The sequence below is a fragment of the Raoultella sp. T31 genome (assembly GCF_002806725.1).
In the GTDB taxonomy this organism is placed as follows: domain Bacteria; phylum Pseudomonadota; class Gammaproteobacteria; order Enterobacterales; family Enterobacteriaceae; genus Klebsiella; species Klebsiella electrica.
In genome coordinates this window covers 55228-78747 of sequence record NZ_PIBO01000019.1, presented here as the reverse complement: position 1 = coordinate 78747, position 23520 = coordinate 55228, and the positions used below count along the sequence as shown (strand labels likewise).

Genomic DNA, 23520 nt, shown 5'->3' with positions numbered 1-23520 from the left:
TAGATCAATTTCCTTTTCTTAAATATTCATTTTCGTTTCTATAACCCAGACCATACGAGATCTGATCGGCGCATTGCCTGAGCAATTCGAGATAGCCATCGATCTTCTTTCCCGAATAAACGATTGGGTCACCCGATAATGAAATGGCATAATTCACGCGATGATACATATCGAAAACCGGCATGCTCAGGCATACGGCCCCGTTGGTCGATTCTTCATTATCTATCGCCCATCCTCTGAGACGCGTTTTCTGTAGCTCTTCACGAAATAACTTTTTATCAGTGAAGGTATTGTTAGTGTGCTTTTTCAGAATTAAAGCATCGAGAAAATAATCCATCTCTTCTCGCGGCTTCCAGGCCAGCAGTGCCTTACCAAGCGCGGTAATATGTAATTCTAGCTTTTTACCGATCCAGCTTTTTTTCGTCGGTACGGAATCCGGGCTCTCGACTTTATCCAGGTAAATGGCGGAGTAACTCTCCATAGCCCCTAAATGGCAGACCAGTCCGCTTTTCAATGAAAGCTCCTGCATCGGGCGCTTGGTTACCTCGAATATGTTTTTCCTGTGCAGCGACTGGCACCCAAGCTCGTAATTTTTTATGCCGAGCGAGTATTGATTACGCTCACTTTTTATTAAAAATCCGCAGTCGACCATGGCATTTAATAAATTCAGCAGGCTACTTTTCGGGTACTGGAATTCTTTTAGCAGCTCCATAAAACTGGCCGCCCCGACATAAGCAATATGGGTCAGAATTTTTTCTGCCCGGATTAATGAATTACATCCCTTACCGCCCATAACGGCCCCCGTTTCTTGTTGGTATAAAGCCTATCGACTCTGGAAAGCGGAAAATACGCCTTGTTCAGCAGGCTGAACCGAGTTGCAGGAGGGAAACGTGATCTACGTAGGTATTTTTATTATTGCGCGGGAATTTGCTGCGCGTGGAGCTGGCCGATTGGCCGCCTGTCGCGCGAGTGCGGGAAATGATTTTTTGCGTAACCGGAGGGCAAAGCAGGGTAAAAAAAAGAGGCGGAGGAAAGCCCCCGCCCCGATCGTGATGTGATTAATTTATTATTCAGGCCGCTTCAATCTTGCGGACTTTCTCCGGTAGCTTTACCGGCTTCGTCGCCAGTTCATCGGCTGCGAAATCATCAACGTTAATGCTGCGCAGACGGCTGGTTTCCGCACGGGTCAGAATATCGGCTTCATCCTGATTGATTAAACCTTTCGCCAGCGCGTTGCGGGCCAGTTCATCCAGACGGGTAAACGGCAGGTTTTTGCCCAGCTCTTTGCAGATACGCTGATGAATCGGATCGGCGGCCATGACCTCGATCAGCGCCTCTTCCAGCAAACCGACCGGGTTATGTTCACTCGGGGTCAGGTACTGACCGCGGCCGATACGTGAACGCGTCGCGCTCGGGACCTGCAGGATTTTCGCCACTTTATGATCCAGCTTATCGGACGGCGCGTTATAGTGACGGCCGGTCGGGAAGATAGCCATGCGCAGGGCGCCCGCGACAAAACGGTTCGGGAAGTTCTTCAGCAGATCGTCAATCGCCTGTTCTGCCTGATATAACGCATCCTGAACGCCCCAATGGACCAGCGGGAGGTCGGCTTCATTGCGCCCTTCATCGTCATAGCGTTTCAGCACCGCAGAGGCGAGATAGAGCTGGCTCAGGACATCGCCGAGACGCGCCGAGATGCGCTCGCGACGCTTCAGGCTACCGCCCAGCACTGCCATGGAGACGTCGGAAAGCAGCGCCAGGTTCGCGCTCAGGCGGTTCATATGCTGGTAGTAACGGCGGGTCGCGTCTTGGGTCGGCGTGCTGCTTGTCAGCCCGCGGGTCAGGCCCAGCCAGAAACTGCGGACTTTGTTACTGCCGACGTGACCGATATGCTTAAACAGCAGTTTGTCGAAAGCGTTAACATCGTTATTTTGCGCGGCAGCCATTTCATCCAGTACATACGGATGACAGCGAATTGCCCCTTGACCGAAGATCATCATGCTACGGGTCAGGATATTAGCCCCTTCCACGGTGATGGCAATGGGCGCGCCCTGGTAGGCACGGGCGAGGAAGTTACCTGCGCCCAGCATGATGCCTTTCCCGCCGGTGATATCCATGGCGTCAATAATTGAGCGTTGGCCGCGATGGGTGCAGTGGTACTTGACGATGGCCGACAGCACCGCCGGCTTCTCTCCCAGCATAATGCCGTAGGTAATCAGCGAGGCGGCGGCATCCATCACGTATGCGTTACCGGCAATACGCGCCAGAGGCTCTTCGATGCCTTCCATTTTACCGATGGAGATTTTGAACTGGCGACGAATATGGGCATAGGCGCCGGTCGCCATCGCCACGGATTTCAGTCCGCCGGTAGCGTTAGACGGCAGGGTGATGCCGCGTCCCACGGACAGGCATTCCACCAGCATCCGCCAGCCCTGACCGGCCATCGTTGGGCCGCCGATGATGTAGTCGATAGGGACAAAGATATCTTTACCCTGGGTCGGACCATTCTGGAACGGCACGTTCAGCGGGAAGTGGCGGCGGCCAATTTCAACGCCAGGAGTCGAGGTTGGGATCAGCGCACAGGTGATACCCAGCTCCTCTTCTCCCCCCAGCAGACGGTCAGGATCGGAGAGTTTAAAGGCCAGACCCAATACGGTCGCGATAGGCGCGAGGGTGATATAACGTTTGTTCCAGGTCAGGCGCATGCCCAGTACCTGCTCGCCTTGCCATTCGCCCATGCAGACGACGCCGCTATCCGGGATAGCGCCGGCGTCGGAGCCTGCTTCCGGGCTGGTCAGCGCAAAACACGGGATTTCCTGACCCCGCGCCAGGCGCGGCAGATAGTGGTTTTTCTGCTCTTCAGTACCGTAATGCTGCAGCAGTTCGCCCGGGCCTAAGGAGTTCGGCACGCCGACGGTAATCGCCAGGATCCCGGAAACGCCGGAGAGCTTTTGCAGCACCCGTGACTGGGCGTAAGCGGAGAATTCCAGACCGCCGTACTCTTTCTTAATGATCATCGCAAAGAAACGATGCTCTTTCAGAAAGGCCCACAGCGCTGGCGGCAGATCGGCCATTTCATGGGTAATTTCAAAATCGTTCGCCATGCGGCAGGCTTCTTCTACCGGGCCGTCGATAAACGCCTGTTCTTCGGCAGTCAGGCGCGGCTGCGGATAGTTGTGCAGTTTCTGCCAGTCCGGCGTCCCGCGAAACAGGTCGCCTTCCCACCAGGTCGTGCCTGCGTCGATGGCCTCTTTTTCGGTACGCGACATCGGCGGCATCACCTTACGGAAGGCGCGGAAGGCCGGTGCCGAGAAAATGGACTTGCGCATCGGCGCAAAGTTGAACGGCAGCAGAATAATCGCCAGCGGCAGCAGCAGCCAGATATTCCACAGCCCGGCAACGCTGAGCGCTGCGGTCCAGACGAGCAAAATCACACTGCTCAGCAGGAGACTAATTCGGTGATAGAAGAGTGCGCCGAGTAAAACAACGGTTGCAACAATACTCAAAATCATCATAGAGAAATGCTCCCTGTCTTGTAGGAGGTCTGACCACTTGTGATGATATGGTTGTAGTGGATGTTATTGTCTTTAGCAATGTGTTTACAAAATAATTACAACCTTGCTCACATTGTTGTATGTAAATGCGGCACGTAAAATCAAAACCCCGGCGGATTACGTCGGCTGCTGCTTCTCGCTTCGGCGCCTATCCGGTACACTGCCAGGGTTATTCCAACCATACTGAAGGATTATCCTCATGTACCAGGATCTTATTCGTAACGAACTGAACGAAGCGGCGGAAACGCTGGCTAACTTTCTGCAGGACGAAGCCAATATTCACGCGATTCAGCGTGCCGCGGTGCTGCTGGCTGATAGCTTTAAGGCCGGTGGTAAAGTCCTCTCCTGCGGTAACGGTGGTTCCCACTGCGATGCGATGCACTTTGCCGAAGAACTGACCGGGCGCTATCGTGAGAATCGCCCTGGCTACCCGGCGATTGCGATTTCTGACGTTAGCCACCTGTCCTGCGTCAGTAACGATTTTGGCTATGAGTACGTCTTCTCCCGCTACGTCGAGTCCGTGGGTCGCGCCGGCGATGTGCTGCTGGGGATCTCCACTTCCGGCAACTCCGGCAACGTGATTAAGGCGATTGAGGCTGCCCGCGCGCAGGGGATGAAGGTCATCACCCTGACCGGTAAAGACGGCGGTAAAATGGCGGGATCCGCCGATGTTGAGATTCGCGTACCGCATTTTGGTTATGCCGATCGTATTCAGGAAATTCACATTAAAGTGATTCATATTCTGATTATGCTGATCGAAAAAGAGATGGTTAAGGCCTGATGACATGGTGTCGGGCGGCACGGTGCGTGCCCGACCAGCGGACTGAGTTGTAGGCCGGGTAAGCTGCGAGCCCACCCGGCACTGCCTGAAAGTGCGAAGAGGTGATGTATGTGCGAATTGCTCGGGATGAGCGCGAATGTGCCAACCGATATTTGTTTTAGCTTTACCGGGTTGGTCCAGCGCGGTGGAGGCACCGGCCCGCATAAAGATGGCTGGGGTATTACCTTTTATGAAGGTAAAGGCTGCCGCACATTTAAGGATCCGCAGCCCAGCTTCCAGTCGCCGATTGCGAAACTGGTCCAGGACTATCCCATCAAATCGTGCTCGGTCATCGCCCATATTCGCCAGGCTAACCGCGGTATCGTTGCGCTGGAAAACACCCACCCCTTTACCCGCGAGCTGTGGGGACGCAACTGGACCTATGCGCATAACGGCCAGCTAGAGGACTATGAGTCCCTGGATACGGGCAATCTCCAGCCGATCGGCGAGACCGACAGCGAAAAAGCTTTCTGTTGGCTGCTGCACTGCCTGACCGAGCGCTATTGCGGAAGTCCGGATGATATGGTTGAGGTGTTCCGCTTTATCGCTACCCTGGCGGGTTCGCTGCGGGAAAAGGGCGTCTTCAATATGCTGTTGTCGGACGGACGTTACGTGATGGCGTTTTGCTCGACCAATCTGCACTGGATAACGCGGCGGGCGCCGTTTGGCGTGGCAACGCTACTGGATCAGGACGTAGAAATCGATTTTCAACGGGAGACCACACCCAACGATGTGGTCACCGTTATCGCCACTCAGCCGCTGACCAGCAACGAGACCTGGCATAAAATCATGCCAGGCGAGTGGGCGTTATTTTGCCTCGGGGACCGTGTAGTTTGACGCCAGCTGTGGCTGGATAACTTCATGGCTAAGCGGTTTGCTGACGATATAGCGGCCATCGGCCACTGAGATAACCGGTGGCTTGTGGGTTTGCTGGAAATAGTCGTAGCCTGGCTTCAGCTGTTTCCAGAAATCCGCATAGTAGGAGTATTTGTGGCGCTCCATATTGGCGTTGGTCATGCGGAAAGGATAAATGCTGACCTGCACGCTGGACTGGCCGAACACTAACGCGCCGGTTACAAACTGGAAAATCTCATCAATGCCGGTATCGGTCATCGCGTAGCAGCCGATGGAGACGCAGGCACCGTGAATCATCAGATACTTACCCTCATAGCCGTGGGCGCGATCGTAGGCGTTCGGGAAGCCGATATTAATGGCTTTATAGAAACGGCTGTCAGGCTTGAGCTGACTGCGCGCCACGGAATAAAACCCTTCCGGGCTTTTGAAGTCGCCCTGACGCTGCTTCGGCCCCAGACCGCCGGAATAGTTACAGATCCGGTAGCTGTCGAGTAGCTGGTAGGTTTCGCCCATTTTGACGTAGAGATCGAGCGTGCGCTCTTCTTTGAAGATCTCAATGTAAACCGGGGAACCCATTAATTGTTGCTTATATTCTTTGCTAACCGGCGTCGTCGAGCCGCCATTGCTGAGTAACCCAGCAAATGAAACGCACGGCAACAGAAGCATCGCAATAAATAATGCGATTTTGCGCATACTGCTTATTCCTTGATAAATCAAAAACCACATTGCCAGGACGGCAAGAGATACCCGAAATCAGACTTTTCTGGATTTAGAGCGCTCACATTAGCATCACGGCAGTTTTTCGCAAGCGCGGCCGCGCCGCGTTTACAATTTAGTTGTCCTTTATAGCGAATCTGGCCGTAAAGCGCAGTCAGAACTTTGCGCAACAGGTCTCATTTTACAGCTTGTTAGTCGTGGTTTATCTACAGCCTTCGCTCACAAAATGTTACACTTACGTTGATTAACGATCAGGGTAAGAAAGGATGCTTCTCTCCCGTCTTGCGCGTCACCAGGACCGCGATTTTCCTTTTTTCTCTGGTTTCCCATCCATGTTGCTGGCCTCGCTCTGATGGCGGGGGTTTAGATTACGGATACCTGCTAACAATATGATTAAAATCACAAAAGGGCTTAATTTGCCCATAGCTGGCATGCCATCACAGCAGATTACTTCGAAAGTTGCGGTTAAACGCGTCGCGCTGTTGGGCGAAGAGTACGTCGGTATGCGCCCTTCCATGATGGTTCGCGAAGGTGAGCGGGTACAAAAAGGACAAACCCTGTTCGAAGACAAAAAGAACCCCGGCGTTTGCTTTACCGCACCTGCGGCTGGGGTGATTGGCGCCATCCATCGCGGCGAACGTCGGGTTCTGCAATCCATTGTTATCGATGTCGATGGCGATGAGGCGGTCTCTTTTTCCCGCTATGCGCCAGGCGACCTGGCGGGATTATCGCGGGAAACCGTGCAGCAGCAGCTGCTGATGTCCGGCCAATGGACGGCATTTCGCACCCGTCCGTTCAGCAAAACACCGGCACCGGGCAGCGTACCGGCGGCGATTTTCGTGACCGCTATCGATACCAACCCGCTGGCGGCAGATCCGCAACCGATTATTCTGGCCCGACGTGAGGCCTTTGACGCGGGGCTCACCGTGCTCACCAGCCTGACGGATGGCAAAGTGCATGTCTGTCAGGCCAGCGGCGGCAAGCTTGGCGGCCACCCGTCAGGGAAGGTGACGTTTAACCAGTTTGCCGGGCCGCATCCGGCCGGGCTGGCAGGCACCCATATCCATTTCCTTGAGCCCGTCAGCCTGAACAAACAGGTCTGGCATCTTAACTATCAAGATGTTATCGCCATTGGCCGGCTGTTTCTCGACGGGGAACTTTACAGCGAACGGGTGATTGCGCTCGGGGGCCCGCAGGTTAAAGAGCCGCGGCTGATCGAGACCTGCTGCGGCGCCAGTCTTGATGAACTGCTGGCCGGTGAGCTGCTGGACGGTGAAAGCCGGGTGATTTCCGGCTCGGTGCTGAGCGGCATCCACGCCCAGGGGCCGTATGCGTTCCTTGGCCGCTATCACCTGCAGGTGAGCGTGGTGAAGGAAGGGCGCGAGAAGGAGCTGTTTGGCTGGGCGATGCCGGGAAAAGACAAGTTTTCGATTACCCGCACCACGCTCGGACATTTTCTCAAACACAAACTGTTCAATTTCTCAACGGATACCCACGGCGGCGAGCGTGCGATGGTGCCTATCGGCAACTACGAACGCGTGATGCCGCTGGATATTCTGCCGACGCATCTGCTGCGAGACTTGCTGGTGGGAGACAGCGACAGCGCGCAGGCGCTGGGCTGCCTCGAGCTGGATGAAGAGGATTTAGCGCTCTGCACCTACGTCTGCCCGGCAAAATATGAATACGGCCCGCTGCTGCGTGACGTCTTAACCCGCATTGAGCAGGAAGGATAAGTGATGGGTTTGAAAAATCTGCTGGAAAAAATTGAGCCGCATTTCACCCACGGCGGCAAACTGGAAAAGTACTACCCGTTGTATGAGGCGGCGGCGACCATTTTCTACACGCCGGGCCAGGTGACGAAAGGGGCTTCTCACGTCCGCGATGCCATCGACCTCAAGCGTATGATGATCCTGGTGTGGCTGGCGGTGTTCCCGGCGATGTTCTGGGGCATGTATAACGTCGGTCTGCAAACCATCCCGGCGCTGCACAAACTCTACGGCGCGGAGCAACTGCAGCAGGTGATCGCCAGCCACTGGCACTATAGCGTGGCGCAGCAGTTGGGGGTGGACTTTGGCCCGAATGCGGGCTGGCTGAGTATGATGGGGCTGGGCGCCGTGTTCTTCCTGCCCATTTATCTCACCGTGTTTATCGTCGGCGGCTTCTGGGAAGTGCTGTTCGCCATCGTGCGTAGGCACGAAATCAACGAAGGCTTCTTTGTTACCTCCATTCTGTTCGCACTGATTGTGCCGCCGACGCTGCCGTTGTGGCAGGCGGCGCTGGGCATCAGCTTTGGCGTGGTGATTGGCAAAGAAATCTTCGGCGGTACCGGGCGTAACTTCCTTAACCCGGCGCTGGCCGGGCGCGCATTCCTGTTTTTTGCCTGGCCGGCGCAAATCTCCGGCGATCTGGTGTGGACGGCGGCGGACGGTTTCTCCGGCGCCACGCCGCTTTCTCAGTGGGCGAGCGGCGGCGGTGAAACGCTGGTCAATGTCGCCAGCGGCCAGCCGATCGGCTGGATGGAGGCGTTCCTCGGCAATATCCCGGGCTCCATCGGCGAGGTTTCGACGCTGATGATCCTGATTGGCGGCGCGATTATTCTCTTTGGGCGTATTGCCTCCTGGCGCATTGTCGCCGGGGTGATGATCGGCATGATTGCCACGGCGACGCTGTTCAATCTGATAGGTTCCGCCACTAACCCGCTGTTCGCCATGCCGTGGTACTGGCATCTGGTGCTCGGCGGTTTCGCCTTCGGCATGATGTTTATGGCGACCGACCCGGTGTCGGCGTCGTTTACGGATAAAGGGAAATGGGGCTATGGCCTGCTGATCGGCGTGATGTGCGTGCTGATTCGGGTGGTTAACCCGGCCTATCCGGAAGGGATGATGCTGGCGATCCTCTTCGCCAACCTCTTCGCACCGCTGTTCGATTATCTGGTGGTGCAGGCCAATATTAAACGGAGGAAGTCGCGTGGCTGAGAAGAAAAGTAACGATAGCACCGGCAAAACGCTGCTGGTGGTGCTGGTGCTTTGCCTGGTCTGCTCCATCGTGGTCGCCGGCTCCGCCGTGGGTCTGAAGTCTCGCCAGCAGGAGCAGCGCGAGCTGGACAAACAACGCAATATCCTCGCCGTGTCCGGGCTGATGACGCCGAGGATGAGCGCTGACGAGGTGGAGGCCGTTTTTGCTGCCCGCATCTCCCCGCGACTGGTGAATTTAGCCAGCGGCGAGCTGCTGGACAAGGATCCGGGCAAGTTCAATCAGGCGCAGGCGCTGAAAGATCCTGAGCAGAGCATTACGCTGGACGCCAGCCAGGATCCGGCGGGTATCAAACGTCGGAGCAATATCGTCGAAATTTACCTCGTGCGCGATGAGCAGCGGCGGATTCAGGAAGTGATCCTGCCGATTTACGGCAACGGTCTGTGGTCGATGATGTACGCCTTCGTGGCGCTGGGCACCGATGGTCGTACGATTAAAGGGCTGACGTATTACGATCATGGCGAAACGCCGGGGTTGGGCGGCGAGGTGGAAAATCCCAACTGGCGTCAGCAGTTTATTGGCAAGCAGGTGCTGGATGATAGCGGCCACCCGGCACTGAGGGTGGTGAAGGGCGGGGCGCACCCGGGGGATATCCACGCCGTTGACGGCCTGTCCGGGGCGACGCTGACCGCGAATGGCGTACAGCATAGCTTTGATTTCTGGATGGGCGAACTGGGCTTCGGCCCGTTTCTGAAAAGAGTGCGTGAGGGGGAACTGAATAATGGCTGAAGCAGGCGATATGAAAGAGATGAAGCGCGTGCTGGTGGGGCCGCTGCTGGCCAATAACCCCATTACGCTGCAGGTGCTGGGCGTCTGTTCGGCGCTGGCAGTGACCACCAAACTGGAAACCGCGCTGGTGATGACCATTGCGGTAACGCTGGTGACCGCCTTCTCCAGCATGTTTATCTCGATGATCCGTCATCACATCCCCAACAGCGTGCGTATGATCGTACAGATGACGATCGTGGCCTCGCTGGTGATTGTCGTCGACCAGCTGCTGCGTGCTTTTGCCTATGAGACCTCCCGGCAGCTGTCGGTCTTTGTCGGGCTTATCATCACCAACTGCATCGTGATGGGGCGGGCGGAAGCATACGCCATGAAGTCGCCGCCGCTGGCCAGCTTTATGGACGGTATCGGCAACGGACTGGGCTATGGCGCCATTCTGATGGTTGTCGGCTTCCTGCGCGAACTTATCGGCAGCGGCAAGCTGTTTGGCATGACCGTGCTGGAGACGGTGCAGAACGGCGGCTGGTATCAGCCGAACGGTCTGTTCCTGCTGGCGCCGAGCGCCTTCTTCATCATCGGTTTGCTGATCTGGGCGCTGCGCAGCTGGAAGCCGGAACAGCAGGAAAAGGAGTAAACGATGACGGCTCACTATCTTAGCCTGTTTGTCCGCGCCGTATTCGTAGAAAACATGGCGCTGGCCTTCTTCCTCGGGATGTGTACCTTCCTGGCGGTGTCAAAAAAGGTCTCTACCGCCTTTGGCCTCGGCCTGACGGTCACCATTGTGCTTGGGCTGGCGGTACCGATCAATAACCTGATCTATAACCTGGTGCTGCGCGACGGGGCGCTGGCGGAGGGCGTTGATTTAAGTTTCCTCAACTTTATTACTTTTATCGGCGTGATTGCCGCGCTGGTGCAGATCCTCGAGATGATCCTTGATAAGTATTTCCCGGCGTTATACCACGCGCTGGGGATCTTCCTGCCGCTGATTGCCGTGCACTGCGCCATTTTTGGCGGCGTCTCCTTCATGGTGCAGCGTGACTACAACTTCCCGGAATCGATTGTCTATGGCTTCGGTTCCGGTATCGGCTGGACGCTGGCGATTGTCGCCCTGGCGGGCATCCGGGAAAGAATGAAATATGCCAACGTGCCTGCCGGTCTGCGCGGGTTAGGGATCACCTTTATTACCACGGGTCTGATGGCGCTGGGCTTTATGTCATTCTCCGGTGTGCAGCTATAAGGGCGGAAAATATGGAAATTATTCTTGGCGTGGTGATGTTTACGCTGATCGTGCTGGTGCTGTCAGGATTGATCCTGGTGGCGCGTTCGAAGCTGGTCAACGCCGGCGATGTGGTGATTGAAATCAATAACGAAGCGGATAAACAGATCCGCACCCCGGCGGGCGATAAGTTGCTGAATACGCTGGCCAGCAACGGAATTTTTATCTCTTCTGCCTGCGGCGGCGGCGGTTCCTGCGGCCAGTGCCGGGTGACGGTGAAGGAGGGGGGCGGTGATATTCTGCCAACCGAACTTTCCCATATCACCAGGCGCGAGGCGAAAGAGGGCTGCCGTCTCGCCTGTCAGGTCGCGGTGAAGCAAAACATGAAGATCGCGCTGCCGGAAGAGATTTTTGGCGTTAAAAAATGGCAGTGTGACGTTATCTCCAATGATAACAAAGCGACGTTTATCAAAGAGCTGAAGCTGCGCGTGCCGGACGGCGAAGTGGTGCCGTTCCGCGCCGGGGGATATATCCAGATCGAGTGTCCGTCGCACAAGGTGGCGTATGCTGACTTCGACGTGCCGGACGAGTACCGCGCGGACTGGGATAAATTTAACCTTTTCCGCTATGTTTCCGAGGTTAAAGAGCCGACGCTGCGCGCCTATTCGATGGCGAACTATCCGGATGAGAAGGGCATCATTATGCTCAATGTACGTATCGCGACGCCGCCGCCGAAAGTGCCGGATGCGCCGCCGGGGATCATGTCTTCGTATATCTGGTCGCTGAAAGCCGGCGATAAGGTGACGATTTCCGGGCCGTTTGGCGAGTTCTTCGCGAAAGAGACTGACGCCGAGATGGTCTTTATCGGCGGTGGCGCCGGAATGGCGCCTATGCGTTCGCATATTTTCGATCAGCTGAAACGGCTGCACAGCAAGCGCAAAATTAGCTTCTGGTACGGTGCGCGTTCGCTGCGTGAAATGTTCTATGGCGATGAGTTTGAGCAGCTGGCAGGTGAAAATCCGAACTTTACCTTCCACGTGGCGCTTTCCGACCCGCTGCCGGAAGATAACTGGAACGGCCACACCGGCTTTATTCACCATGTGCTGTATGAAAACTACCTGCGCGATCACCCGGCCCCGGAGGAGTGCGAATTTTATATGTGTGGGCCACCGGTGATGAATGCCGCAGTGATCAAGATGCTAAAAGATCTTGGCGTTGAGGATGACAACATCATGCTGGATGACTTTGGAGGTTGATGATGCTGACGGTGTTTGTGGCAACCTTTGTCATTTTCGCGCTGGTTATTCTGGGGATGTCTTTGGGATATCTGATAAAGCGTAAAAGTCTCCAGGGCAGCTGCGGCGGCATTTCATCGCTGGGGCTTGAGAAAGTCTGCGACTGCCCGGAGCCTTGCGACGCACGTAAAAAGCGCATGGCTCGCGAAGCGCAGCGCCAGCAAAATCGGATCCTCTGAATTTGCCGTTTCTACAGGCCGTGCCGTTGGGCAAAACGCCGGTTGGCGCTGCGCTAACCCGGCCTGTTATCCTGTGGTTTTGTAGGCCCGGCAAACGTAGTGCCGCCGGGCAAAATGCCGGGTGACGCTGCACTAACCCGGCCTGTTATTCTGTGATTTTGTAGGCCCGGCAAACGCCGTGCCGCCGGGAAAAATGCCGGGTGACGCTGTACTAACCCGGCCTGTTATTCTGTGGTTTTGTAGGCCCGGCAAACGCCATTCCGCCGGGCAAAACGCTGTGTGGCGCTGCGCTAACCCGGCCTGTTATTCTGTGGTTTTGTAGGCCCGGCAAACGCCGTGCCGCCGGGCAAAACATCCGGAGGCGCTGCGCTAATCCGGCCTGTTATTCTGTGGTTTTGTAGGCCCGGCAAACGTAGTGCCGCCGGGCAGCCTTTCTCGCAGCCCCATTCCCGCACTTCTCATTGCTTGTTATTTTACTGTATACTTAACCAGTAATTGTTGAGGGCTGAGTATGCGCAAAATTATCCATGTCGATATGGACTGCTTTTTTGCCGCCGTGGAAATGCGGGATAATCCAGCCCTGCGTGATATCCCCATTGCCATCGGCGGTAGCCGGGTACAGCGGGGCGTGATCAGCACGGCCAACTATCCTGCGCGCAAATTTGGCGTGCGTAGCGCGATGCCAACCGCGATGGCCCTCAAGCTTTGCCCGCATTTAACCCTGCTGCCCGGCCGCTTTGATGCCTACAAACAGGCCTCGTCCCATATCCGGGAAATCTTCTCTCGCTACACATCATTGATTGAACCGCTGTCTCTGGATGAGGCGTATCTCGACGTCAGCGATAGCGTACATTGCCAGGGCTCTGCCACGCTGATTGCGGAAGAGATTCGCCAGAGCATTTATCACGAGCTTCAGCTGACCGCCTCCGCCGGTATCGCGCCGGTAAAATTTCTGGCGAAAATCGCCTCCGATATGAATAAACCCAATGGTCAGTTTGTGATTGCACCGCATCAGGTCGCGGAGTTTGTCCGAACGCTGCCGCTGGCGAAGATCCCCGGCGTGGGGAAAGTCTCGGCCGCAAAGCTGGAAAGCATGGGGCTGCGCACCTGCGAAGATGTGCAGAAAAGCGACCTCGCCATGTTGCTTCGCCGCTTTGGTCAATTTGGTCGTATCCTGTGGGAGCGTAGCCAGGGAATTGATGAGCGGGAGATCAACAACACCCGACAGCGTAAATCGGTTGGCGTTGAACGTACGCTGGTGGAGGATATCCATGAGTGGTCTGCCTGTGAGACCATCATCGAGAATCTTTATCAGGAGCTGGAGCGGCGGTTGCTGAAGGTCAAACCGGACCTGCTGATTGCCCGTCAGGGGATAAAGCTGAAATTCAATGATTTTCAGCTGACCACTCAGGAGCACGTCTGGCCGCGCCTGAATAAAGAGGATTTGCTCTCCACCGCCTACAAAGCCTGGCACGAACGGCGGGGCGGCCGTGGAGTACGGCTGGTGGGGCTACACGTGACGCTGCTCGATCCCCAACTGGAGCGGCAACTGGTACTGGGATTATAACGATGCTGAAGATCAGACCCTATCACGACGACGACTTTACGGCGCTGTGCGCCCTTTTTCTGCGCGCAGTACAAGAGACCGCCTGCCATGATTATTCCCCCCGCCAGATAGCCGCCTGGGCGCAGGTTGACGAGGCCCGCTGGCGACTCAAAATGAGGGATTCTGTGGTGTGGGTCGCAGTGATTGACCAGCATCCGGTGGGATTTATCACCGCCGTGGACCGCTATATCGATCTCCTGTTTGTGGCGCCGGAGTATGGCCGTCGGGGGATTGCCAGCTCGCTACTCAAGGAACTGTTTACCCGGATACCGCACGGTTCCCTGACGGTAGCCGCGAGCATTACGGCAAAACCGTGTTTTGAACGGCATGGTTTCAGGGTCGTGGAAGAACAGCAGGTGGTGGTACGCGGCGAGACGTTGATTAATTACCGGATGGAGAAGGTGAGACAGCCCGGATAAGGCGCCATGCGTCGCTATCCGGACCGTTTATTGCCGTAACTTACTTCGCCGGAATCGCTTTCAGCAGTTCCGTCAGCAGCGTCCAGTACTGGCCGACGCTTTCGATATGCACCTGCTCATCCGGGGAGTGCGGGCCGGTAATGGTTGGGCCGATAGAGACCATATCCATATTCGGGTACGGCTTCTTGAACAGACCGCATTCCAGACCGGCGTGAATAATCTGGATGTTTGGCGTCTTGTTGAACAGACGCTGATAGGTTTCACGCACCAGATGCATCACCGGCGAGTTCGCGTCCGGCTGCCAGCCTGGGTATGCGCCTTTGGCTTCGGTTTTCGCGCCCGCCAGTTTACCCAGTGAATCCAGCATGCTGACCACATAGTCTTTGCCGCTGTCGATCAGCGAACGAATCAGGCAGTGGATCTCAACATTGTCGTCAGTCATGGTGACCACGCCGACGTTCAGCGAGGTCTCTACAACGCCTTTTGCCACGTCAGAGTTACGAATCACGCCGTTTGGCGTGGCGTTGAGCAGACGCACAAAGCCGTCACGGGATTGCGCGGTCAGGGCCGCTTTGTCGTTGGCGACAGAGTCCAGCAGCAGCACCAGGTTTTTCTCTTTCGCCGCCAGTTCGTTTTTCAGGATGTCCTGATAGGCGGCGACCAGCGTTTTCAGTGCATCGACTTTGTCGGCCGCGACGGCGACGGTGGCGAAAGCTTCACGTGGAATGGCGTTACGCAGGGTACCGCCGTTGAAATCCACCAGACGCAGGTCCAGCTCTTGCGCATGGCCTGCGAGGAAGCGGGCCAGCAGCTTGTTGGCATTCCCCAGACCGACGTGAATTTCGCCGCCGGAGTGACCGCCTTTCAGCCCTTTTAAGGTCAGTTTAAAGCTCGGGAAACCCGCCGGAACCGCTTCACGGGTCAAGGCCAGGTTTGAGGTAAAGTCGATACCGCCGGCGCAACCCATATAGATTTCGCCCTCTTCTTCAGAATCGGTATTGATCAGGATATCGGCCTGCAGCCAGTTAGCCTGAAGACCAAATGCGCCGTCCATGCCGGCTTCTTCGGTCATAGTCAGCAGGACTTCCAGAGGACCATGTACGACGCTGTCATCAGCCAGCACGGCCAGCGCAGAAGCCATACCGATGCCGTTATCCGCGCCCAGCGTGGTGCCGCGCGCTTTGACCCACTCGCCATCGATATATGGCTGAATAGGATCTTTGGTGAAGTCGTGAACAGTGTCGTTGTTTTTCTGCGGGACCATATCAAGGTGCGCCTGCAGAACAACCGGTTTACGGTTTTCCATACCGGCCGTTGCGGCCTTACGAATCAGAATGTTGCCAACCTGATCGCGTTCAGCGTGTAAGCCTTTTTCTTTTGCCCAGCCCATGATGTGTTCAGCGAGTTGTTCTTCGTGATAGGACGGATGGGGAATGGAGCAGATTTTGGCAAAAATATCCCAGAGCGGCTGCGGGGATAATTGAGACAATTCAGACACGATGAGTCTCCTTACGATCGCCTGCAAAAGTCTTTTACAGGTCGAGGGTTAGCAATAAAAAATACAACAGGCGCAGGCTTGCGCGGTGGGGTTGAGAATACCACTTTCCACGCCGACTGGTAGTGGAAACAACGCAAAAAGCGCCGGGGAGGCCGCTTAACACTGGTTTTTAGTGCGTCAGATCTCTATAATCTCGCGCAACCATTTTCCCCCTCGAATATCATTTAAGCCGTATAACACAGGCTGGGACACTTCACATGAGCGAAAAATACGTCGTCACCTGGGACATGTTGCAGATTCACGCCCGCAAACTGGCCAATCGTCTGATGCCTTCTGAACAATGGAAAGGCATTATTGCCGTGAGTCGCGGTGGTCTGGTACCAGGCGCATTACTGGCGCGTGAACTGGGTATTCGTCATGTTGATACCGTTTGTATTTCCAGCTACGACCACGATAACCAGCGTGAGCTGACCGTACTGAAACGCGCTGAAGGTGATGGTGAAGGTTTCATCGTGATCGATGACCTGGTTGATACCGGCGGTACCGCCGTCGCTATTCGTGAAATGTACCCAAAAGCGCACTTCGTTACTATTTTTGCTAAACCGGCTGGTCGTCCGCTGGTTGATGATTATGTTGTTGATATTCCGCAGGATACCTGGATTGAACAACCGTGGGATATGGGCGTGGTGTTCGTACCGCCGATCTCAGGTCGTTAATTCATAAGGTGAGTGCTATTTACCACGCCCGGTTATGCCGGGCGTGGTTTTTTTTGCCCGTATGCAGGTTACAATAGCCCGGAGTGGCAACACGATGGAGGCTGCACATGTCACAAGCTAACCTTAGCGAAACACTGTTTAAACCTCGATTCAAACATCCAGAAACCTCTACGCTGGTGCGCCGGTTTGCGTCGGGTTCGCAACAGCCGATCCACTCCGCGCTCGACGGGAGCAATGTCGAGCACTGGTATCGCTTGATTAACCGGCTGATGTGGATCTGGCGCGGGGTGACGCCACAGGAGATCCTCGATGTGCAGGCGCGCATTGTGATGAGCGATGCTGAGCGTACCGATCCGGGGCTTTATGACACCGTGGTGGGCTATCGTGGCGGCAACTGGATTTTCGAATGGGCCAAACAGGCGATGATCTGGCAGCAAAAGGCCGGGCAGGAAGCCGATCCGCTGACCAGCGGGCGCCACTGGCTGCATGCCTCCAATCTCTACAGCATTGCCGCCTATCCGCATATTAAAGGCGACGATTTGGCGGAGCAGGCGCAGGCGCTGGCTAACCGCGCTTATGAAGAGGCGGCACAACGCCTGCCGGGCGAGTTGCGCGAGCTGGAGTTTCCTGTGCCCGGCGGCGCGCCGGTGACCGGCTTTTTACATATGCCGAAAGGCGAAGGCCCGTTCCCGGTGGTCCTGATGTGCGGTGGTCTGGATGCGCTGCAGACGGACTACTACAGCTTGTATGAGAACTATTTTGCGCCGCTGGGGATCGCCATGCTGACGCTGGATATGCCTTCGACGGGCTTCTCGTCAAAATGGAAACTCACTCAGGATACCAGCCTGCTGCATCAGCATGCGTTGCGGCACCTGGAGAATGTTCCGTGGGTCGATCATACCCGGGTTGCCGCGTTTGGTTTCCGTTTTGGGGCGAATGTCGCCGTCCGCCTGGGCTATCTGGAGCCGCAGCGCTTAAAAGCCGTGGCGTGTCTGGGGCCGGTCGTGCATAACCTGCTGGTGGATCCGCTGCATCAGGGCCGGGTTCCGGAAATGTATCTCGACGTTCTGGCCTCGCGGCTGGGCATGCACGATGCGTCTGATGAAGCATTGCGCATAGAGTTGAACCGCTACTCATTAAAAACCCAGGGGTTGCTGGGCCGCCGCTGTCCGACGCCGATGCTGTCAGGCTTCTGGAAAAACGATCCGTTCAGCCCGGAAGAGGAATCGCGCTTAATTACCTCGTCGTCCGCCGATGGCAAGCTGCTTGAGATTCCATTTAAGCCCGTTTATCGCAATTTCGATCACGCATTGCGCCAGATTGCCCGCTGGATCAATCATAGATTTGGTTAATATATTGCTAAATTTTATTGATTTGGTAAAACAGTTGCATCACTAAAGGAGATCGCAATGACGTTACCGAGTGGACACCTCAAGAGTAAGCTGATTAAGAAATTCACGGCTCTTGGCCCTTATATTCGCGAAGAACAGTGTGAAGACAACCGCTTCTTTTTCGATTGTCTGGCAGTTTGCGTCAATGTAAAACCCGCCCCGGAAAAACGAGAGTTCTGGGGATGGTGGATGGAAATGGAAGCACAGGCATCACGCTTCACTTACAGCTATCAGTTTGGCCTGTTCGACAAAGAAGGGGTCTGGCGACCGGTCGCTATCGACGATCCGGAAGTCAGCGAGAAACTTGAGAAAACGCTACGCGATTTCCACGACCGGGCTAACGCCTTGCTGGCGACATTCAGCCTGAAGCTGGAACCCGCCGATGACTTTAGCGAGCCGCTCAGACTGCGGGCCTGATGGCTCATCGTCTTTCGGCTGCAATCTAAAAACATCCACGCGCTTTGAGCGTGGATTTTTTTATTCACGGGCTTCTCTTCTGTTCCGGGATGGCGGCAGCCGATATGCCGGGCTATGTGGCGTTTCGGGGCCGGCGTCGATTAAAGGCCAATACACATGTATTTGATTTCCAGATAGTCTTCAATACCATACTTCGAGCCTTCGCGGCCCAGACCGGAAGCCTTCACGCCGCCAAACGGGGCGACTTCGTTGGAAATCAGCCCGGTATTGATACCGACAATTCCATACTCCAGCGCTTCGCCGACGCGGAAAACGCGGCTCAAATCACGGGCATAGAAGTAGGCGGCGAGGCCAAATTCGGTATCGTTGGCCTGGCGGATGACATCCTCTTCATCTGTGAAGCGGAACAGGGGGGCCAGAGGGCCGAAGGTCTCTTCTTTCGCCACTTTTGCACCGTCCGGAACATCGACCAGGATCGTCGGCTGAAAGAAGTTGCCGCCGAGGGAATCCACTTTCCCGCCGGTGATGACCCGGGCGCCTTTCCCGACGGCATCGGCAATATGTTCCTGCACTTTGGCGATGGCTTTCTCATCAATCAAAGGTCCGGTTGTGACCCCCGCCTGTAGGCCGTCGCCGAGGCGCAGCTGTTCCACCGCCTGCTGCAGTTTCCCGGCAAAACGCTCATAAACTCCGTCCTGCACGTACAGACGATTGGCGCAGACGCAGGTCTGCCCGGCGTTACGAAACTTCGAGGCCATGGCGCCTTCTACCGCTTTATCCAGATCGGCATCATCAAACACAATAAACGGCGCGTTACCGCCCAGCTCAAGCGACACTTTTTTGATGTCCTGGGCACACTGTGCCATCAGCTGGCGGCCGATTTCCGTCGAGCCGGTAAACGACAGCTTACGCACCAGCGGGTTGCCGGTCAGTTCATTACCCACCGCGCTGGCGGAACCGGTCACCACGTTAAATACGCCGTCAGGGATCCCGGCACGTCTGGCCAGCTCGGCCAGCGCCAGTGCCGAAAAAGGGGTCTGGCTGGCGGGTTTGAGTACCATCGTGCAGCCAGCCGCTAACGCCGGACCGGCTTTACGGGTGATCATCGCCGCCGGGAAGTTCCACGGCGTGATCGCGGCGGTAACGCCAATCGGCTGTTTAATCACGATCAGGCGCTTATCGGCCTGGTGGCCGGGAATGGTATCGCCATAAATGCGTTTTCCCTCTTCGGCAAACCATTCGATAAATGAAGCGGCGTAGCCAATCTCGCCTTTTGCCTCCGCCAGCGGTTTACCCTGCTCGAGGGTCATCAGCCGGGCCAGATCGTCCTGGTTTGCCATCATCAGATCGAACCAACGGCGCAGGATAGCAGCCCGTTCTTTTGCCGTTAGCTGTCGCCAGGCGGGAAGGGCTCGATGGGCGGCCTGGATAGCGTCGCGGGTCTCTTCTGCGCCCATTTTAGGTACTGAGCCCAGCACCTCTCCGTTCGCCGGATTGGTCACCGTAATGACATCGCTGCTGAGGGCATCTCGCCACTCACCATTGATAAATGCCTGCTGGCGGAATAAGGTTAGGTCATTCAGTTGCATGGTTATTTCCTGTCTCAGAACGTTAACGGGTGAACGGCGTGCTCCAGCGTAACGGAGAATGAAAAGCGGCGTTTGCGATAGCCTTCACGTTTAGCAACGGCAATCGACGCGAACCCGCGTCATGCCCGCTAAGACCCTTCCGGCCCTCTTCGTCGATACCCCCGTCAGGCACGCCTGTCTTTATTTAGTGTAGTCGCCAGACTCAGATGACAGCGGCGACTAAACAGTGACTAAACAGCGATGACGGCGTTTTACGATGTAAAACCTGCTCCTGAATTCGCGACGCCAGCCACAAAATTCACACATCATGCGCGGTGACGGGGGTTAGCAACTTGCTTTTATCTGGTGAGGCGAATACGGTCTGTAACGTTACACTAAAACGTTACAGAAGAAATTTACTCTCCGGTTATGACTGAAGTCCCTGGCGATTTAGCGAGGCCCGAAGGTGCTACAGACACCTCAACGGTACGTGAAAGGATAACGATGATGAAAATGACACAGTTTTGTTCGGCCAGACGTATTTTAGCTTTTGCTTGTTTGAGCTCGGCCCTGATAGTCGGGAGTGCGGTGAGTACCCTGGCCCATGCGGCTCTCAACTTCCGCGTTTATTCTTCTCTCCCGGCGGACGACTCCTCGGCGCACTACATCTGGTTCAGCCGTTTTCAGGAAAACCTCAACAACAATGCGAAATTGAAAGGGCAAATTAAGCTCAATTATTTTGCCAATGGCATGTTGGGGAAAGAGGCTGATGCGACGCAGCAGGTTCGCATTGGCGCAATTAATATGATGATTTCCGGTACATCCATTTGGGCCACGCTGGTGCCTGAAATGGGCGTCCTGGATCTGGGCTATTTATTTAAAGATTACAATCAGGTAGGGAAAGCACTGGATGGCAGCGCCGGGGAAAAACTCTCCGCCTTAATGATGGATAAAGCCAACGTGATGGTGCTCGGCTATGGCTTCAATTTAGGCGCGCGTAATATTTATACCAAAAAGGCGATCGAAAAGCCGGAGGATTTAAAAAACCTGAAAATTCGCGTGTTACCGGTGCCTAATTTCATCGCCACGCTAAACCATATGGGCGCGGTGGCGATCCCTATGCCGGGCGGCGAAGTCTATTCCAGTTTGCAAATGGGCGTTATTGACGGGGTGGAGCACGATGCCCCGACGATTTATGCGAGCAAATATTATGAAATCGTCAAAAACGGCACCCTGACTCGCCACAGCTACAACCCGCTGATGATTGCGATGAATAAAAAGAGTTTCGAACAAATTCCGCCGGAGTTGCGTGCGGACGTGCTGGCGGCGGCGAAAGAGGCAACGGATTATGAACGCCTGCAAGCGGGCAAAAAAGAACAGCAAGCCATAAAGAACCTTGAAGCAAAAGGGGTGACGTTCCGCGAAACCGATCGCCAGTTCTTCTATCAGCAGGTGCAGCCCGTATGGCAGTCGTTTCTCAACCAGTATCCGGATATGAAGCCCATCGTTGATGAAATCACCGCGGCGGCAAAAGACCCGTCATGACAGGCGCTGCTTGCCCGGCCGCGCGGCGGCAGGGTTAAGCGGTGAGATTGGCAATCTTGTGGAGAAGATTCAACATGGCTGATATCTCTGTTAAAGCAAAGGATGAGTGTATTGTCCTTGCGCTATTGGGCAAGCTGAGCCGGTTTTTAACTACCTTAACCGCCTGGGCCGGGGCGCTGGTGCTGTTTATCAATGTGCTGGTGGTATTCGCATCCGTTATCTGGCGTTATGCGCTGCACTCGCCCATTCATTGGGCTGAAGAGGTGGCCCGCGCGCTGATGATTGCGCTGGTATTTTTCGGCGTGGCCACCTCAACGGCGAAAGGGGGTCATATTGGCGTCGATCTGTTCCTGCGTTTCCTGCCTGAACGGATCCGGCCCTATGTCGTTCATGCCAGCCGCTGGATCCTGTTCCTGGTCTCGGCTGGGCTCGTGGTTTCCAGTTACGACCTGGTGCAGGCCGCGCGCTTGCAAACCACGGAGACCGGTTTACCGCAGACAATCTATGTCATTCCGGTGCTGATTGGCTCACTGGTTATGATGGTGGCGGCGCTGGAGCTTGCCTTGCGAGAACGCATGCGGGTTGTGTTGTTCAGCGGCCTTGGCATTGTGGCTCTGGCGGCCGTTGGCTATATGAAACTCTCGCTGATGGCCGATCCCGCCAGCGCTGCGGCCGGGCTAATGCTCATCTGCTTTGCGCTCGGTATTCTCGCCGGCGTGCCGATTGCGTTTACCCTTGGCCTGTCGGCGATGGTGTTCTTTATCTGCGATCCGTCATTACCGTTTGTCTTTTTCTCCCAGCAGGTTGCGGCGGGGGTGGATCACTTCGTACTGTTGGCTATTCCGTTCTTCCTGCTTGCCGGTGCCGCCATGGAAATCAACGGGATGTCGACGCGGCTCGTTGAACTTATCGTGCGTGGCATGGGGCGTTTTCGCGGTGGCCTCAACATGACCACCGTGCTGTCGATGGCCTTCTTTTCCGGGATCTCCGGCTCCAAGCTGGCAGATGTTGCGGCGGTTGGCGGCGTGCTGATGCCCGCGGTACGTCGGGCTAAGCAGGATGGCGAAGAGGCCGCCGGGGTGTTCGCCGCCTCGGCCGTGATGGCCGAAACGATCCCGCCTTGCGTCAATCTGATTGTCATGGGCTTTGTGGCGAATATCTCGATTGGCGCGCTGTTTATTGCCGGTCTGGTGCCCGCCGCCTGCCTGCTGGTGCTGCTGATGATTGCCGCTAATCGGTTTGGCGGCAAGATCAACGTTAGTGAAGCCTATCCGGTATTACGGCCGCGTACGCAGCTCTATCTTGGCGCCGCCGTTGGGCTGGTCATGATCTTTATGATTGGTCGCGGCGTCATGATGGGGATCGCCACTTCGACAGAAATCTCCGCTTTTGCCGTGATTTACGCCATCGTTGTCGGCCGCCTTGCGTTTCGTGAACTGACGTTCAAAGCAACGGTAAAAATGTTTATCGATATTGCCGCCATGTCCGGCGTGCTGCTGTTTATCGTCGCCTGCGCCACCAGCCTTTCCTATGCGCTGACGATCCAGATGATCCCGCAGCAGATAGCGGAATTACTGGTCAGCATTGGGGTCGGGCAGGGAGCCTGGCTGTTTCTGCTATTGACCATCGTTATTCTGGTTATTTTCGGCGCCGTTCTGGAAGGCGCCCCGGCGCTGATTATCTTTGCGCCCATTCTGGTGCCGATCGCCGTTCAACTGGGCTTCAGTCCGCTGCATTTCGGCATCATTATGATTATGGCAATGGGTTTTGGTTTATTTTCACCGCCCGTCGGGCTTGGCCTTTATACCACTTGCGCCATTTGCGGCGTGGAGATGAAACACGTTATTCGGCCAATGGCAAAATATCTGGCGGTGGTCTTTGTCGGGATTATTATCGTGGCAATGGTGCCGCCATTAACCACATGGTTACCGGGGCTCGCGGGTTATTAATTGTGAATCCAGTCGT

Annotated in this window: 21 protein-coding genes; 16 read left to right on the top strand and 5 right to left on the bottom strand. The window is 55.7% G+C overall.

The features are described from left to right. Positions 1–4: 4 nt before the first annotated feature. Positions 5–793 carry an IclR family transcriptional regulator gene (locus CWM52_RS14600; protein ID WP_100684759.1) on the bottom strand — a complete coding sequence of 263 codons (789 nt, stop codon included), beginning with the start codon at positions 791–793 and terminating at the stop codon, positions 5–7. A 277-nt stretch (positions 794–1070) separates the two neighbouring features. After that, positions 1071–3515: an acyl-CoA dehydrogenase FadE gene (fadE, locus tag CWM52_RS14595; RefSeq protein WP_100684758.1), complete on the bottom strand. Its 2445-nt coding sequence runs from the start codon at positions 3513–3515 to the stop codon at positions 1071–1073. A gap of 238 nt (positions 3516–3753) precedes the next feature. Here fadE and lpcA point away from each other — a divergent pair, with 238 nt between their 5' ends. After that, positions 3754–4335, top strand: coding sequence for a D-sedoheptulose 7-phosphate isomerase (lpcA, locus tag CWM52_RS14590; RefSeq protein ID WP_004099149.1), 582 nt, complete (start codon positions 3754–3756; stop codon positions 4333–4335). A gap of 108 nt (positions 4336–4443) precedes the next feature. Continuing rightward, on the top strand, positions 4444–5211 hold the full coding sequence (locus CWM52_RS14585; RefSeq protein WP_100684757.1) for a class II glutamine amidotransferase: 768 nt from the start codon (positions 4444–4446) through the stop codon (positions 5209–5211). Here CWM52_RS14585 and dpaA read toward each other — a convergent pair. Next, entirely contained in the window at positions 5182–5922 is a 741-nt protein-coding gene (gene dpaA, locus CWM52_RS14580; RefSeq protein WP_100684756.1) for a peptidoglycan meso-diaminopimelic acid protein amidase, read from the bottom strand. The two genes, CWM52_RS14585 and dpaA, sit on opposite strands and share 30 nt — an antisense overlap. A 413-nt stretch (positions 5923–6335) precedes the next feature. Here dpaA and CWM52_RS14570 point away from each other — a divergent pair, with 413 nt between their 5' ends. The 9 genes from CWM52_RS14570 (at position 6336) to CWM52_RS14530 (ending at position 14420) form a co-directional block, all read left to right on the top strand. Further along, on the top strand, positions 6336–7679 hold the full coding sequence (locus CWM52_RS14570; protein ID WP_100684755.1) for a Na(+)-translocating NADH-quinone reductase subunit A: 1344 nt from the start codon (positions 6336–6338) through the stop codon (positions 7677–7679). Between the two features lie 3 nt (positions 7680–7682). Beyond that, entirely contained in the window at positions 7683–8921 is a 1239-nt protein-coding gene (locus CWM52_RS14565; RefSeq protein WP_100684754.1) for an NADH:ubiquinone reductase (Na(+)-transporting) subunit B, read from the top strand. Beyond that, the gene (locus CWM52_RS14560; RefSeq protein ID WP_100684753.1) at positions 8914–9708 is read left to right on the top strand and encodes a Na(+)-translocating NADH-quinone reductase subunit C; all 795 of its coding nucleotides are present in this window, start codon (positions 8914–8916) and stop codon (positions 9706–9708) included. Before CWM52_RS14565 ends, CWM52_RS14560 begins: the two co-directional genes overlap by 8 nt. Further along, positions 9701–10339 (top strand): NADH:ubiquinone reductase (Na(+)-transporting) subunit D, encoded by a 639-nt coding sequence (locus CWM52_RS14555; RefSeq protein WP_100684752.1) that lies wholly within the window; start codon positions 9701–9703, stop codon positions 10337–10339. Before CWM52_RS14560 ends, CWM52_RS14555 begins: the two co-directional genes overlap by 8 nt. 3 nt (positions 10340–10342) lie before the next feature. Continuing rightward, entirely contained in the window at positions 10343–10942 is a 600-nt protein-coding gene (gene nqrE / locus CWM52_RS14550; RefSeq protein ID WP_100684751.1) for an NADH:ubiquinone reductase (Na(+)-transporting) subunit E, read from the top strand. Between the two features lie 11 nt (positions 10943–10953). Continuing rightward, the gene (gene nqrF / locus CWM52_RS14545; RefSeq protein WP_100684750.1) at positions 10954–12177 is read left to right on the top strand and encodes an NADH:ubiquinone reductase (Na(+)-transporting) subunit F; all 1224 of its coding nucleotides are present in this window, start codon (positions 10954–10956) and stop codon (positions 12175–12177) included. A 2-nt stretch (positions 12178–12179) separates the two neighbouring features. Continuing rightward, positions 12180–12395, top strand: a complete 216-nt coding sequence (gene nqrM, locus CWM52_RS14540) for a (Na+)-NQR maturation NqrM (RefSeq protein ID WP_004858255.1) — start codon at positions 12180–12182, stop codon at positions 12393–12395. A 511-nt stretch (positions 12396–12906) separates the two neighbouring features. Then, the gene (dinB, locus tag CWM52_RS14535) at positions 12907–13962 is read left to right on the top strand and encodes a DNA polymerase IV (RefSeq protein WP_100684749.1); all 1056 of its coding nucleotides are present in this window, start codon (positions 12907–12909) and stop codon (positions 13960–13962) included. A 5-nt stretch (positions 13963–13967) separates the two neighbouring features. After that, positions 13968–14420, top strand: coding sequence for a GNAT family N-acetyltransferase (locus CWM52_RS14530; RefSeq protein WP_416308809.1), 453 nt, complete (start codon positions 13968–13970; stop codon positions 14418–14420). 40 nt (positions 14421–14460) lie between these two features. Here CWM52_RS14530 and pepD read toward each other — a convergent pair whose 3' ends face one another. Further along, positions 14461–15918 carry a cytosol nonspecific dipeptidase gene (gene pepD, locus CWM52_RS14525; RefSeq protein ID WP_100684747.1) on the bottom strand — a complete coding sequence of 486 codons (1458 nt, stop codon included), beginning with the start codon at positions 15916–15918 and terminating at the stop codon, positions 14461–14463. Positions 15919–16175: 257 nt separating this feature from the next. Here pepD and gpt point away from each other — a divergent pair, with 257 nt between their 5' ends. The 3 genes from gpt to crl all read left to right on the top strand — a co-directional run bounded on the left by gpt (position 16176) and on the right by crl (position 18442). Further along, positions 16176–16634, top strand: coding sequence for a xanthine phosphoribosyltransferase (gene gpt, locus CWM52_RS14520; protein WP_004858267.1), 459 nt, complete (start codon positions 16176–16178; stop codon positions 16632–16634). Positions 16635–16741: 107 nt separating this feature from the next. Next, complete coding sequence (frsA, locus tag CWM52_RS14515) at positions 16742–17986, top strand: esterase FrsA (protein WP_100684746.1); 1245 nt, start codon at positions 16742–16744, stop codon at positions 17984–17986. Between the two features lie 57 nt (positions 17987–18043). Continuing rightward, positions 18044–18442 (top strand): sigma factor-binding protein Crl, encoded by a 399-nt coding sequence (gene crl, locus CWM52_RS14510; RefSeq protein WP_100684745.1) that lies wholly within the window; start codon positions 18044–18046, stop codon positions 18440–18442. 140 nt (positions 18443–18582) lie between these two features. On the opposite strand, the gene gabD is transcribed toward crl, so the two are convergent. Then, positions 18583–20031: an NADP-dependent succinate-semialdehyde dehydrogenase gene (gabD, locus tag CWM52_RS14505; RefSeq protein ID WP_100684744.1), complete on the bottom strand. Its 1449-nt coding sequence runs from the start codon at positions 20029–20031 to the stop codon at positions 18583–18585. A 567-nt stretch (positions 20032–20598) separates the two neighbouring features. Between gabD and CWM52_RS14500 the strand changes: the two genes are divergently transcribed. Both CWM52_RS14500 and CWM52_RS14495 read left to right on the top strand, forming a co-directional pair. Beyond that, positions 20599–21555: a TRAP transporter substrate-binding protein gene (locus CWM52_RS14500; protein ID WP_227521304.1), complete on the top strand. Its 957-nt coding sequence runs from the start codon at positions 20599–20601 to the stop codon at positions 21553–21555. Between the two features lie 74 nt (positions 21556–21629). Continuing rightward, positions 21630–23504 (top strand): TRAP transporter large permease subunit, encoded by a 1875-nt coding sequence (locus CWM52_RS14495; RefSeq protein WP_100684742.1) that lies wholly within the window; start codon positions 21630–21632, stop codon positions 23502–23504. The last annotated feature ends 16 nt before the right edge of the window (positions 23505–23520 follow it).